At 48.1% G+C, this 13,492-nt stretch carries 13 protein-coding genes; 10 read left to right on the plus strand and 3 right to left on the minus strand.

Annotated elements, in window-relative coordinates:
* The first annotated feature begins 250 nt into the window (after positions 1–250).
* Both AC1DYT_RS23310 and AC1DYT_RS23315 read left to right on the plus strand, forming a co-directional pair.
* On the plus strand, positions 251–1,177 hold the full coding sequence (locus AC1DYT_RS23310) for a cobalamin-binding protein (RefSeq protein ID WP_477471905.1): 927 nt from the start codon (positions 251–253) through the stop codon (positions 1,175–1,177).
* 81 nt (positions 1,178–1,258) lie between these two features.
* Positions 1,259–3,817 (plus strand): family 20 glycosylhydrolase, encoded by a 2,559-nt coding sequence (locus tag AC1DYT_RS23315; protein ID WP_477471906.1) that lies wholly within the window; start codon positions 1,259–1,261, stop codon positions 3,815–3,817.
* 144 nt (positions 3,818–3,961) lie between these two features.
* Here AC1DYT_RS23315 and AC1DYT_RS23320 read toward each other — a convergent pair whose 3' ends face one another.
* Complete coding sequence (locus AC1DYT_RS23320; RefSeq protein ID WP_477471907.1) at positions 3,962–5,020, minus strand: proline iminopeptidase-family hydrolase; 1,059 nt, start codon at positions 5,018–5,020, stop codon at positions 3,962–3,964.
* A 266-nt stretch (positions 5,021–5,286) separates the two neighbouring features.
* Here AC1DYT_RS23320 and AC1DYT_RS23325 point away from each other — a divergent pair, with 266 nt between their 5' ends.
* The 4 genes from AC1DYT_RS23325 (at position 5,287) to AC1DYT_RS23340 (ending at position 8,097) form a co-directional block, all read left to right on the plus strand.
* Positions 5,287–5,484, plus strand: coding sequence for a hypothetical protein (locus tag AC1DYT_RS23325; protein ID WP_477471908.1), 198 nt, complete (start codon positions 5,287–5,289; stop codon positions 5,482–5,484).
* Between the two features lie 243 nt (positions 5,485–5,727).
* Positions 5,728–6,486: an endonuclease III gene (gene nth, locus AC1DYT_RS23330; protein WP_477471909.1), complete on the plus strand. Its 759-nt coding sequence runs from the start codon at positions 5,728–5,730 to the stop codon at positions 6,484–6,486.
* A gap of 222 nt (positions 6,487–6,708) precedes the next feature.
* The gene (gene recA / locus AC1DYT_RS23335) at positions 6,709–7,716 is read left to right on the plus strand and encodes a recombinase RecA (RefSeq protein WP_477471910.1); all 1,008 of its coding nucleotides are present in this window, start codon (positions 6,709–6,711) and stop codon (positions 7,714–7,716) included.
* 129 nt (positions 7,717–7,845) lie between these two features.
* Entirely contained in the window at positions 7,846–8,097 is a 252-nt protein-coding gene (locus AC1DYT_RS23340) for a hypothetical protein (protein WP_477471911.1), read from the plus strand.
* A 56-nt stretch (positions 8,098–8,153) separates the two neighbouring features.
* On the opposite strand, the gene AC1DYT_RS23345 is transcribed toward AC1DYT_RS23340, so the two are convergent.
* Positions 8,154–8,621, minus strand: coding sequence for a DUF4293 domain-containing protein (locus AC1DYT_RS23345; protein WP_477471912.1), 468 nt, complete (start codon positions 8,619–8,621; stop codon positions 8,154–8,156).
* Between the two features lie 95 nt (positions 8,622–8,716).
* Here AC1DYT_RS23345 and AC1DYT_RS23350 point away from each other — a divergent pair, with 95 nt between their 5' ends.
* The 3 genes from AC1DYT_RS23350 (at position 8,717) to AC1DYT_RS23360 (ending at position 11,762) form a co-directional block, all read left to right on the plus strand.
* Complete coding sequence (locus tag AC1DYT_RS23350; protein ID WP_477471913.1) at positions 8,717–9,007, plus strand: hypothetical protein; 291 nt, start codon at positions 8,717–8,719, stop codon at positions 9,005–9,007.
* A 47-nt stretch (positions 9,008–9,054) separates the two neighbouring features.
* Positions 9,055–9,870, plus strand: a complete 816-nt coding sequence (gene truA, locus AC1DYT_RS23355) for a tRNA pseudouridine(38-40) synthase TruA (RefSeq protein ID WP_477471914.1) — start codon at positions 9,055–9,057, stop codon at positions 9,868–9,870.
* Positions 9,871–10,007: 137 nt separating this feature from the next.
* A complete protein-coding gene (locus AC1DYT_RS23360) occupies positions 10,008–11,762 on the plus strand; it encodes an ABC transporter ATP-binding protein (RefSeq protein WP_477471917.1) in 1,755 nt (584 codons plus the stop codon).
* Positions 11,763–11,764: 2 nt separating this feature from the next.
* Here the strand turns inward: AC1DYT_RS23360 and AC1DYT_RS23365 are convergent, their stop codons facing one another.
* Entirely contained in the window at positions 11,765–12,016 is a 252-nt protein-coding gene (locus AC1DYT_RS23365) for a hypothetical protein (RefSeq protein ID WP_477471915.1), read from the minus strand.
* A 218-nt stretch (positions 12,017–12,234) separates the two neighbouring features.
* Between AC1DYT_RS23365 and AC1DYT_RS23370 the strand changes: the two genes are divergently transcribed.
* Complete coding sequence (locus AC1DYT_RS23370) at positions 12,235–13,470, plus strand: IS110 family RNA-guided transposase (RefSeq protein ID WP_477471916.1); 1,236 nt, start codon at positions 12,235–12,237, stop codon at positions 13,468–13,470.
* The last annotated feature ends 22 nt before the right edge of the window (positions 13,471–13,492 follow it).

Here is a 13,492-nt window from a genome sequence, read left to right on the forward strand (position 1 = left end):
ATTGCAAACAAGCCAATTACATCGGTTACTTAAACAACCGGGGTGTTCCAAAGTATTCCGCAAAATCATGTAAAACACTGATAGTCAATGTACATTTAAAAATAAGTGTTCCACGCAAAAAAGTGGAACACCCATAAAAAGCCAAGGGCAGGTGCTGGTCGGCCATGCATAAATTTCGCATATTTGCAGCTTAAATATTGGCAATGAAGTTTCCTGCAAACTGAAGACTGCCAGGTGCAAAATGAATAATATGTCCGCTCATAAAATAGTTTCCCTTTTACCTGCCGCTACCGAAATCGTCTGCGCGCTCGGCCTCGAAAGCAGCCTGGTGGGCCGTTCGTATGAGTGCGACTATCCCGAAACCGTAAAAGCCCTGCCCATATGCTCGGAAGCCAACTTCCCCGATGGCCTGAGCAGCGCCGATATAGACGTAAAAGTGAAAGAGTTGCGGGCGGATGCCTTATCTGTGTACACCGTAAAACGGGAAGTGATCAAAGAATTACAGTCTGATGTGGTCATCACCCAGGCGCAATGCGAAGTATGCGCCGTTTCCTTGCCCGAGGTAGAGCAGGCCCTGGTAGATTATTTAGATAAACCCGCTCACATCATCTCCCTGCAACCCAACAGTCTGGAGGATATCTTTAATGATATAGCTACCGTAGCCACCGCGCTGGATGCCACAGAAGCCGGCGAACGATTGGTAGAGGATTTGCAGGAACGGGTAGACATCATACGCCACAAGCTGAAGTTCCTGGAAAACAAACCTACCGTGGCCTGTATAGAATGGTTGGAGCCGATGATGGTATCGGGCAATTGGGTACCCGAGCTGGTGACGATTGCCGGCGGCGTACCTGTGTTGGCGCCGCAAGGCCAGCATTCGCCATATGTTGCCTGGACCGATATACAAACTGCCGACCCGGATGTAATCATCCTGATGCCCTGCGGATTCTCTATCGAACGTACCATGCGCGAGATAGACATCCTGCTGCAACAACCCGGTTTTGCCGAATTAAAAGCCGTAAAAAACAACCGCATCTACATCGCCGATGGCAACCAATACTTCAACCGCCCCGGTCCACGTATTGTAGATTCGGTAGAGATACTGGCAGAGATACTCCACCCTAAGCAATTCATCTTCGGCAACGAGGGTGCGGGCTGGATAAAATTCGCACTTTAAAAAATATTTTAAAAAGTTAAGCCAACATCGTAAATCGATATTTTGATTATATTTACGGTTCTCAACCTAATGTAATTAAATATGCGCCGTATTCTTATCCTGCTGCTTGTTGCTGCTACCCATCTACATGCTTTCGCCAGCTTGGGCGATGAGCCGAAGTTTAACGCCAAAGATTTGTACATCAGCTGGCAGGTAGTAGATAATAACTACAAGAACAAGCAGGAAGCGCTTACGGCCATTGTGATAACCAACAAAGGCAAAACCAGCTTGCCCGCAGGCGGCTGGAAATTCTACTTCAACTCCTCGCGCAATTTCCTGCCCGAAGCTGCCAGCGGCAACGCCACCATTGCGCAGGTAAACGGCGACTTGTACAGCATCACGCCCAACGCCAAATTCGCGGAGATAAAACCCGGCGAAAGCGGTCGCATAGAATACGTTTGCGAATCGCCGGTGGTGAATTTTACTGATGCTATTGAAGGCCCCTACCTGGTTTGGGATGCCGAACCGGCAAAAGGATACGCCCTCGGCGGGTTTACGGTAGCTCCCTTCAACCCTACTTACCAGGGCCTCATAACGCCCGAAATTCTTTACAATCAAAACAAAACCATACTGGATATCCCCGCTGCCGATTTGCAGAAGATTATCCCTACTCCGGTAAGCTACCAGGAGAACGCGGGCAGTTTCGTCATCACCAATGCGGTAAGCATCGTTAGCGACCCACTCTTCGACAACGAGAAACGCTACTTCATCACCGGCATAGAGAAACTGCTGGGCAGTAAGCTAAAAGGCACATCGACCACTAAAAAAATCGCCTTTAAAAAGGATGTCAGCCTCGGTGCCGAAGCTTACAAGCTCAGCATAACGCCCGATGGCATGACGATAACTGCCGCTACCCCTGCCGGGTTGTTCTATGGCATCCAGTCGTTCAAAACTGCCATCAGCGCAGCGCCATGGGTAAAACCGCAAGCCGCTATCACCGTACCTTGCCTGGAAGTGAGCGATGCGCCTCGTTTCCCGTACCGTGCCGTGATGCTGGATGTAGCGCGTAATTTCCAAAGTAAGCAGCAGGTTTTGAAGCTGATCAACCTGATGGCGGTGTACAAGCTGAATACCCTGCACCTGCACCTTACAGATGATGAGGGTTGGCGCATAGAGATACCCTCTCTGCCCGAACTAACGGCTATCGGCTCAAAACGCGGCCACTCGCTGGATAGCAAAACCAACCTGCCCGCCTCGCATGGCTCAGGTCCCGATTTTAGCAATACCGCAGGGACCGGCTTTTACACCCGTGCTGATTATATCGAAATACTGAAATACGCTACCGAGCGCCATGTGACCGTTATCCCCGAGATAGAAACCCCCGGCCATGCCCGCGCCTCTATCAAAGCCATGGACGTGCGCTACGAGCGTTTACTGGCCGGCGGCGATAAAGCAGGCGCAGAACGCTACTTGCTGCGCGATTTGAACGACAAATCCGACTACCGCTCGGTACAGTACTGGAACGATAACGTGATTGACGTGTCGCTGCCATCCACCTATAACTACATCGAAACCGTAGTAGGCGATTTGGTGAACATCTACAAAGATGCCAACGCCCCCCTGCCTGCTATCCATTTCGGCGGCGACGAGGTACCTGCCCACGTTTGGGAAAAATCGCCTGCCTACCTGGCCTTGAAAGCTACTCACCCCGAGATACAAAGCACCGGCGACCTGTGGTACTATTTCTATGGCCGCGTGAACGATATCCTCAAAAAACGCAACATCAAACTTTCCGGCTGGGAAGAGATGGCCCTGCGCAAAACGCTTGTAGACGGGCAAGGTACCTACGTACCCAACCCCCAGTTTGTGGGCGAGGGTATGCAGGTAGATGTGTGGAACAACGTACTGGGCGACGGGCAGGAAGATCTGGCCTACAAGCTGGCCAATGGCGGCTACAAGGTGGTGCTCACCTGCGTTACCAACCTCTACTTCGATATGGCCAACTACAAATCCTTCGACGAGCCAGGCTACTATTGGGGCGCGTTTTTGGGCATAGATAAGTTCTTCTCCTTTATCCCTTACGATTACTTTAAAAATGCCGACGTAGATAAAAACGGCCTCCCTATAAACCGCAACCTTTTCGTAGGCAAACAGCGCCTTACCGATTACGGCAAGGGCAACATCATTGGCCTGCAAGGTGCACTGTGGACAGAAACCGTTAAAACCGCCGACCGGATGGATTACATGATCTTCCCAAAACTAATCGGTTTGGCCGAACGGGCCTGGGCGAAAGACCCGGCATGGGCCATAGAACGAGATACCGCAAAAGCAAAGGAACTGTACAACCAGGACTGGAGCAAATTCCTCAACATACTGGGCAAGCGCGAACTGCCTCGACTGGCTTACTACAACGGCGGCTACAGCTTCAGGATACCTAAACCTGGCGTAATTGTTCAGGATGGTAAATACCAAAGCAATATTCAATACCCGGGTCTAACCATCCGCTACACCACAGATGGCAGCGAGCCCACGGCGAAAAGCAAGGTTTACACCAACCCTATCGATGCCAAAGGCACCGTAAAATTCCGCGCATTCGATGACAAGGGCCGTGGTGGCAACACTGCAGAAGGCCCGGCGTTTGAGCAGAAACCGGTACTTTAGTCGATGGTCAATAGACCATAGTCCATCGCTGAAAGTTTAGTCCACAGTCTGTAGTGCATAGCAAGAATAAAAACTGCTATGCACTATGGTTTATTGAACTATCGACTTTCTACCATGGTCCATGGACCATCGACTATGGACTCTTTAAAGCTCCATCTTCTTCAGGCCCTTATTTACGCCGGTGATGAATCTGGCCAGGCCGCGCATGTAGGTGCGCTGGTCATCATACATGCTCATGTGGCTGCCATTTTTGCAATAGAGGTAGCTGCCGTTTTGCACCTGGGTGGCTATCCAGGCCATGTGTTTGGGGTCCATGGTGTCGTATTCCCCGCCGATGCTTAGCGTTGGTACCGATAAGCCTTTTATCTCTTTTTTGCGGTCCCAATTGGTCAGTTTGCCTGCAATGCCAAATTCGCTTGGGCCTTGCATGGTAACGTATAGTGATTGGTTTGTTTTCCCGAGGGAACGCGTAACCGGCTCGGGCCATTCGGCACCCGGCATCCGCAGGATGTGTTTTTCGTAAAAATTGGGTTGCAGTAAACCCATATAATTGGGGTTTGCAAAATCTTTCCTGGCTTCGATATCGCGTATCTGGGCCAGCACTTTCGGGTCCATTTGTTTAGCTAACACTTCCGAATATTTGCCGTAATCCGGGCAGCTCACCATCATGTTAGAGATAATAAGGCCTTTGAGGTGCGACTGGTATTTCAGCGCGTACTCTGTAGCCAAAATGCCACCCCAGGAGTGGCCAAGCAAGTAAAAATTATCCTTATCCAGGTGCAGTGCCTGGCGCACCTGCTCCACCTCCTCCACATAGCGGGGCAAATCCCACATGGAGGTATCCTTCGGGTTATCGGAATTGCCGCAACCCAGCTGGTCGTAATAAATCAGTTCGATACCTTTTGCTGGCAAAAAGCTCTCCATGCATTCGAAATATTCGTGTGTTGCGCCCGGGCCGCCGTTCAGCAGCAGCAGTTTCATGGTTGGGCTGTTGCCTAGTTTTTTCGTCCACACCCTAAACTTACCTTTGGGCGTATTGATGGTTACCATTTGCACGCCGCCGGTTTTAACGCCCGAGGTGGTATCTTTAAAATAATCGCCTAAAGCGGCGGCCTCGTAGGGTTTAGCGGCAGGGCTAACGCAGGCAGATACGCACGCGGCCGCAACAATTACCGCTGAAAGGATAAGGGTTCTTAATTTCATGATGGGGACAGGTGGTTTTGCCATAAAGCTAATTAAAAATATGCGATCGTAAATGGCGCAAAGGCCTTTACCGGTACATTTTTGTGGGGTAATCCGGGTCGCAAATAAAGCGCAACCGGATGCGTCAGATTCACACAATGAGTATCGGTTTAGCCAAACATTATCAGCCGGTTAAGAAGATGAAAAAAATTTCATTTAATTTTCATCTTTATAAAATATTCGTGTTTAACAATCGTTATCTTTCTAAATAAAAAAACAGATAGCTTATGGGTGAAACCTTTACAACAAATTTTTACGCGGTCACTAACAAAGCTCAGATGAAAGAATCAGGAACAATGGAAAATCTGGACGCGGACTCAGTGATATTCTATCACTCTATCCATGCCGAGCTGGACCTTCTGAAAAAGAAGCCGAAGCTGCAAACCATCCACCACATCCTCGATTATTCGAAGAGCCTGCGCTAAGCACCGCATCCCCCGACACTGGTTCATGAATCCTACTTATTGGCAAGGCCGATGGTTGGATTTGTGAACCTTTCTAGTTTTGGGTCATTGAGTCATTAGTTCATTGAGTCATTGGCATAACGGACAATTTTAGTTTTACATAAACGGAAGACGATTGTCTGAAATTTATACTTTTACGGCAGCGCATGGGCATCGTAAGACATAAAACATTAATGACTCAATGACGCAATGACTCAATGACCTATGTTAAAAGCCGAACGTTACCGCCATTTTGTAGAGTACTTTTCAAAGAACCAGCCTGATGCGGTTACCGAACTGCATTATGGAAACCCCTACCAACTGCTGGTAGCCGTAATTTTATCCGCCCAGTGTACCGATAAGCGCATCAACCAGGTAACGCCCAAACTTTTCGAACGCTTTCCCGATGCCGCTGCGCTTGCTGCCTCGGATGCCGACGAGATATTCACTTATATCCGCAGCGTAAGCTATCCCAATAACAAGGCCAAGCACCTGGCCGGCATGGGTAAAATGTTGATGGAGAGGTTCGGCGGCGTGGTACCTTCGGGACTCGACGAATTGCAGATGATGCCAGGCGTGGGGCGCAAAACGGCCAATGTGATTGCGTCGGTAGTGTTTGATGCGCCGGCGATTGCGGTGGATACGCATGTGTTTAGGGTGGCTAACCGGCTGGGGCTTGTCCGCGCCAGCACGCCACTGGCGGTGGAGAAACAACTGGTGCAAAACCTGCCCGAAAACACCCTGGCCATAGCACACCATTGGCTGATATTACATGGACGATATATATGCGTGGCCCGCAGCCCCAAATGCGAGATATGCCCCCTAACCTGGTTTTGCAAATATTATGCGCAGCACAATACCGAAAGTGCGCTATTGAAAGCCGAAGCCTTGAAGTTGAAAAAGGTAAAGGATGCTAAAAAGAACAAAGCCTTGAACCTCATAAGCAAGGAATTGAAGAAACGCAGTGTTGATAAAGATATTTGATGGGGCAACGATAATTGAATAATTTCATCCTCGCTATAGCCGCGCGTCATTGCGAGGCACGAAGCAATCTCTACACATGAAGAGCTGCTTTGCAAATCCGCTATTCCTATCGGGAGATTGCTTCGTTCCTCGCAATGACGGGTAAATAATATTAAATAATTACTAAAATTATTAGCAAATATCAAAAACACTTTTTATATTTGTTTCACGAAAAAAATAGAGATGAGCAATACAGATAAAATGAAGGCATTACAGCTTACCCTTGATAAGCTGGAAAAATCGTACGGAAAAGGGACTATCATGAAGCTAGGCGAACAAGCCATAGAGCCTACTGAAGTAATATCAACCGGCTCCATAGGCCTGGATATCGCTTTGGGCGTAGGCGGCTTGCCAAAAGGCAGGGTGATAGAAATCTATGGCCCGGAATCGTCCGGTAAAACCACCCTTGCCATACATGCCATTGCCGAATCGCAGAAGAAAGGCGGCATTGCTGCTTTTATTGATGCGGAGCACGCTTTCGATAGGTTTTACGCCAAGAAACTGGGTGTAGACGTAGAGAACCTGCTCATCTCGCAACCGGATAACGGCGAGCAGGCTTTAGAGATTGCCGATAACCTTATCCGCTCGGGCGCTATCGATATCTTAGTAATCGACTCTGTTGCGGCATTAGTGCCAAAGGCCGAAATTGAAGGCGAAATGGGCGACTCTAAAATGGGCCTCCATGCGCGTTTAATGTCGCAAGCCTTGCGTAAGCTCACCGGCACCATCAGCAAAACCGGCTGCTGCTGTATATTCATCAACCAGTTGCGCGATAAAATCGGCGTAATGTTCGGTAACCCCGAAACTACTACGGGCGGTAACGCTTTGAAGTTCTATGCTTCGGTACGTTTGGATGTGCGCCGTATATCGCAGATAAAAGATTCCGACGAGGTATCTGGTAACCGCGTTAAGGTGAAAATTGTTAAGAATAAAGTGGCTCCGCCATTCCGCATAGCCGAGTTCGATATTATGTTTGGCGAGGGTATTTCCAAAGCCGGCGAAATCATCGATCTGGGCGTAGAGTACAACATCATCAAAAAAGCAGGTTCTTGGTTCAGCTACGGCGATACCCGCCTTGGCCAGGGCCGCGACGCTGTGAAGCAATTGATATTGGATAACCCGGAGCTGATGGAGGAACTGGAGAAGAAGATAAAAGCTACCGTAACCGGCGATAGCCTTGCGGAAGTATAATTGGGATTGCACCGATTTGCGGAGTGATTACACCGATTTATAAACAGCGAAAGCCTTCCATTTAGGAGGCTTTCGCTGTTTATAGAATTATAAGGACAAGATTTTCAATTTGATCTTTACGATAGATTTATGGATGCAGATATATTACGGTTTGAAATATTTCACAAAATAGAACAGGCTAACGAACAGCAGTTGAAAGAACTGAATAAGTTGATAACCGACTATCTCTGCAATCAGGAAAGTAATGATGACGAATGGGATTCTTTACCCGAGTTTCAAAAACAGCGACTGAAAGCCTCGATAGCGCAAGCGGACGCCGGCTTAGGCACGCCTATTAATGAGGTCATGGATAATATCCGCAAAAAATACGGGCTTGATTAAGGCCAGGCAAATCCTTAAGGCAGTAAAATCCGAAATCTCAAATCCGTATTCCGAAATCAACGCAGCCTATCTGCCGATTTCACCAACTTCTCGTCGCGTTGTATGGCCTTAAAGGCAAAGATGATCAGGATGATGCTGAGCGACGTTAGAAACAGGCCAATCCCCATATTCTTGTATTCCAGCGTAATCTCGCCAACCACTTTCTTCACGGTTTGTGCCATCCAGAAGCTATAACCGATAAGCACCAGTATGGCACTGTAGCATAAGGCAATTTGCTGCTTGCGGTTCTTATAAAGGAAGATGATAACCAGGGGCACTAGTGCCGCTATTACTGTAACTACCGATAAGGCGGTAAAAACCTCAGTATGTTTTTCCTGTTGGTTTACAATTTCATAAACACCCGTAACCGTTACGTTAACCAATTTGCTATCCACATAAATATTATGTGCCAGCGGAAAAACAAACAGCCCGAACATAACAATAGAGGCGGCAAGGAGGTATATACTTTGTATTCGTTGTAGCATTTTTTTAGTTTAAGAGCAGCAAAGATAATTGTTTTCATAATTGATAACAGCAATTTGTTAACGCCCAATAAAAGATGAAATAAGGATGTATATTTATGTCAAATTTCAAAATGGCGATAATAGCAATCATCATCTTTCTTGTGTATGCCCACCTGGGTTATAAGCTTAAGCGTAACCCTGTAGCCTGGGGATTTATTGGATTGGGGGTACTAATCTCTCTCCCTTTGGTGGGTAGCCCTTTTTTATTAATAACAAATCCACCCGACGCCAACCTGGTTTATTGGACAAGTGTAAATTTGCTGAGTATTATTTTTACAATTGCCGTTGCCACCTACATTGCCTATCGGAACAAATTGATCTTCAACAAAACCATCCATAGCAGTTAATCACTTCGGGCAATGCCTACATAACAGTAGTTTACTACCTTTGCTTCGTGGCAGATACCCAACGTTATTTTCTAGAACTGGCCTATGATGGTACCAAATACCACGGCTGGCAGGTACAGCAAAATGCCGTAAGCGTACAGGAATTGCTGAACAAAGCCTTATCCACCCTGCTGCGCCAGCCCATTGAAACCACAGGCTGCGGAAGAACTGATACCGGTGTGCATGCAAAAGAGTATTTTGCGCATTTTGACGAGCCCCCCCCGCCCCCTGAAGGGGGAGCTATTAGCCTGGCCTTGCAAATCAAAGGCTCCCCCTTTAGGGGGCGGGGGGGGCTTCGCGGCCTAAACTCCCTCCTCCCCTATGATATCGCCATTAAAAACATCATTCCCGTAGCCCCCGAAGCGCATGCCCGTTTCGACGCCACGCTGCGGAGTTACGAATACCATATCCATTTTGAGAAAGACCCTTTCAGGCACGGTTACTCCTGGTTGCTGCGCGACAGACCCGACCTGGATTTGATGAACCAGGCAGCGGCAATCGTCATGGAATACACAGATTTTAGCTGTTTCAGCAAATCTAATACGCAGGTTAAAACCAATAATTGTAAAATTGTAAAAGCGACGTGGGAGACCACCGAAAAAGGTATCGTATTCAAAATATCTGCCGACCGTTTTTTACGTAATATGGTGAGGGCCATAGTAGGCACCCTGATTGCTATTGGCCGCAGCGAGATACCCCCCGAGGGCATCCGCGATATCATCGAAAGCAAGAACCGCAGCAAGGCGGGCGCCAGCGTACCGGCTTGCGGGCTGTATTTAACGGAAGTGAAGTATCCGTATTTGCTCCGGCCGCTAAATGGTTAGTAAATTATTAATGAAGAATGAGTAAAGAAAAAGGGAATAAAGACACTGCTCAAAAAACGGCCCCTTCTGCTACAGGGAGCACGGGGAAACCTATTGTTACCGGCAAAGCCTTCGATTGGCAATTGCTTAAGCGCGTTATGCGTTACGTGAAACCCTATATGGGTGTGTTCGTTCTATCAGGCTTCCTCACCGTTTTTTTGGCAGTGGTTGCGCTTATCCAACCCATACTCATCCAGCGCACGCTCGATAAATATATCCTCGCCAACAACTACCACGGGCTGGTTTTTATGGTAGAACTGATGGTGGGGCAGCTCGTTATCCAAACCCTTGCGCAGTATTACCAAACATACCTCACCAACTCACTTGGCCAATCCGTCATCCGCGATTTGCGTATCGATGTGTTCAACCACATCACCAGTTTGCGGCTTAAATATTTCGACCGCACGCCAATCGGTATGCTCATCACCCGTACGGTATCCGACCTGGAAACCATAGCCGATATCTTCTCCGAAGGGCTCATCTCCATTATGGGCGATATGCTGCTGGTGATTGCTGTAATAGGCTACATGCTGGTGGAAGACTGGAAACTGGCGCTCATCACGCTCATCCCCATGCCCTTCCTGTTCGCATCTACCTATGTGTTCAAGGAGGCCATCAAATCATCCTTCCAGGAAGTGCGCACGCAGGTAGCGCAGCTAAACACCTTTTTAGCCGAGCATATCAGCGGCATCAGCATTATCCAGTACTTCGCACGTGAGGATCAGGAGATGCGCAAGTTCCGCGCTGTAAACCAAAAATACCGCGATGCCAACATCCGCTCCAATTGGTATTACTCTATCTTTTTCCCGGTAGTGGAAATTTTGTTTGCCATTTGCATGGCCCTGCTGGTTTGGTACGGCTGCAAAAGGATACTTACAGATCAGCAGCTGAACATGCTCTCGGCAGATGCAAAGGGCGTAACCATCGGCAAGATAACCGCCTTTATTGCCTTGCTGAATATGCTCTTCCGCCCTATACGCCAGTTGGCCGATAAATTCAACACCCTGCAAATGGGTATGGTTGGTGCCGATAGGATTTTTAAAGTGCTGGATACCGACGAAGTGGCCGCAGATAGCGGCAAGCTTGCGCCTGCGGTACTGCAAGGCGATATCCAATTTAAGGATGTATGGTTTGCTTATAACGACGAGAATTGGGTGCTCAAAAACATCAACTTCCACATTAAGCCCGGCGAAACGCTGGCCTTGGTGGGTGCAACGGGCGCGGGCAAATCATCTACCATCAACATCCTCAACCGTTTTTACGAGATAGGCAAAGGCCGCGTAACGGTAGATGGTGTGGACATAAGGGATTATAAGGTTGACTACCTTCGCTCTAAAATTGCGACAGTAATACAGGATGTGTTTTTGTTTACCGATACCATCGGTAATAACATTAGCCTGAACAATACGCAGATAACTCGCGAAGAGATCATTGCGGCGGCCAAAGACGTGGGCGCGCATGAATTCATAGAGCGTTTGCCCGGTGGCTATGACTATAACGTGATGGAACGCGGCGCAACCCTCTCGGCAGGGCAGGCGCAGCTCATCTCGTTTATACGCGCATTAGTTTATAACCCGGCCATATTAGTGTTGGACGAGGCAACCTCTTCTGTAGATACCGAAACCGAACTGCTTATACAAAACGCCATCAATAAACTGATGCAGGGCCGCACGGCCATCGTGATAGCGCACCGGCTTTCTACCATTCAAAATGCCGATAAGATTATCGTTTTAGACCATGGCGAGATTATGGAAAGCGGCACCCACCAGGAACTGCTGCGCATAGAAAACGGCTACTACCGCAAACTTTACGATCTGCAATTCAATTCGGCGGGTATAGCCAAGTCCGTTTAGCCTTACTTAGATTCCAGGCGACGGGCATCATCGTCAGATGCATCGGGCTGGTTATCCTTAGGCGCTTTCTTTACTGGCGCAACCGGCTGCTCTTCTTTCTCGTGTTTTTTTGCGATGTCGTGCGGCTCTGGTTCGTCGGCATGGTATTGCTTGTCGCGGTCTTTCACTACGCTTTTGTGCCCTTCGTCTGCAGGCCTTTCGGTAGGCGTATCAGATGGCGATGGTTTATCGTGGTCGTTTGCGGGGTTTGTCATGTAAGAATAACAGGTACGTTTATCTTTTGTTGACAGGATTGGGTAGGATTTTTGACAGGATTAAAAGATTTCTTGAGGTGCACCCGTCGGTTTCACCGCGTTAGCGAAGTCTGGCCGGAGATCCGGTTGGTTTAGTAAGGGACAGATATTAAATTTGATAAAGCTTTAACCGGAAGTAACAGAGCTACAAATTAGTGTTTAATACCTGATAGTGAATCTTGTTCCGGCTGTTTAATGAATGGTTTATTGGTGATTTTACCGTTGATTGTAATGCTATCCGTGATTACCTCCTCTCGTTGGGTATAACGACCGTTGCGATGGAATCTACAGGCGTATACTGGGTAACGTTGTATGCTGTCCTGGAAGAGGCCGGCATAGACGTTTACCTGGTGAACGGCCGTGATGTAAAGAACGTACCGGGCCGGAAAAGCGATGTGAAGGATTGCCAGTGGCTGCGCCAGTTGCATGGCTACGGGCTTTTGCGGAAGAGCTTTATCCCGGATGTTGATATCCGGAAAGTCCGCAGTTACCTTCGGTTGCGGCAGGATCATATCCGAGCAGCCGCAACACAGGTCCATTTGATGCAGAAAGCGCTGACCCAAATGAACATCCGCCTCGCTGAGGTAATCAACGATATCAGCGGAGCAAGCGGTATGAGGATATTAACGGCAATCTTATCAGGAGAAAGGAATGCTGATACGCTGGCAAGCTTTTGTACAGATAGCATCCTGAAAAAGAAAAAGGAATTGGTTATTAAATCACTTGAGGGGCGTTATAGTGAGGAGCATCTGTTTGCATTGCGGCATGCCTTCGATACCTGGCATTACTATCATCGGCTGATTAGCGAATGCGATGCAGAAGTGTCGCGTCAGCTTACTTTTATGACCAAGGATAAAGATGATATCGAAACCGATGTAAAACGCAAGCCGATCCGTTATCATAAGCCGGAAATAGAGGATTTGCATAAGCCATTGCTAAAGCTGACAGATGGTAAGGATCCGATAGGTATTGCGGGGATTACGGATTACAGTTTCTTGCAGATAGTAAGCGAGGTCGGTACGGATATGAGCCCCTGGCCGACGGAAAAACATTTAACAGGGTGGTTAAAGCTGGCCCCAATGAAGGCAAGTTCGGGCAAGATGAATAAACGGGTTCGGATGAAACGGCAGAATAACGCGGGTTTGATATTCCGGAACCTTGCACAGGGTATCCTGACCAGCAAGCACCTTGCCTTAGGTTCATTCGGCCGCAGGATAAGAGCGAGGCGGGGCAGCGCAGTTGCCATTAAAGCTGTCGCCCGGAAAATAGCTTGCTATTACTACCGGGTGATGACCAATGGTACAGAGTTCGTAGAAAAAGGGATACAAGACTATGAGAACAGGTTACAAGAACAAAAAAGAAAGCAACTTGAAAAAATGGCAGTGCAGTTCAATATGCAGCTAGTTCCTGTGTAAAAAGAGAATGTGTCCTCAGGAT

It is taken from the genome of Mucilaginibacter sp. P1_D10, assembly GCF_056406215.1.

Coding starts and splice junctions, on each gene's coding strand:
- AC1DYT_RS23310 (WP_477471905.1), top strand. CDS start 251: ATGTCCGCTCATAAAATAGTTTCCCTTTTACCTGCCGCTACCGAAATC.
- AC1DYT_RS23315 (WP_477471906.1), top strand. CDS start 1,259: ATGCGCCGTATTCTTATCCTGCTGCTTGTTGCTGCTACCCATCTACAT.
- AC1DYT_RS23320 (WP_477471907.1), bottom strand. CDS start 5,020: ATGAAATTAAGAACCCTTATCCTTTCAGCGGTAATTGTTGCGGCCGCG.
- AC1DYT_RS23325 (WP_477471908.1), top strand. CDS start 5,287: ATGGGTGAAACCTTTACAACAAATTTTTACGCGGTCACTAACAAAGCT.
- nth (WP_477471909.1), top strand. CDS start 5,728: ATGTTAAAAGCCGAACGTTACCGCCATTTTGTAGAGTACTTTTCAAAG.
- recA (WP_477471910.1), top strand. CDS start 6,709: ATGAGCAATACAGATAAAATGAAGGCATTACAGCTTACCCTTGATAAG.
- AC1DYT_RS23340 (WP_477471911.1), top strand. CDS start 7,846: ATGGATGCAGATATATTACGGTTTGAAATATTTCACAAAATAGAACAG.
- AC1DYT_RS23345 (WP_477471912.1), bottom strand. CDS start 8,621: ATGCTACAACGAATACAAAGTATATACCTCCTTGCCGCCTCTATTGTT.
- AC1DYT_RS23350 (WP_477471913.1), top strand. CDS start 8,717: ATGTCAAATTTCAAAATGGCGATAATAGCAATCATCATCTTTCTTGTG.
- AC1DYT_RS23360 (WP_477471917.1), top strand. CDS start 10,008: ATGCGTTACGTGAAACCCTATATGGGTGTGTTCGTTCTATCAGGCTTC.
- AC1DYT_RS23365 (WP_477471915.1), bottom strand. CDS start 12,016: ATGACAAACCCCGCAAACGACCACGATAAACCATCGCCATCTGATACG.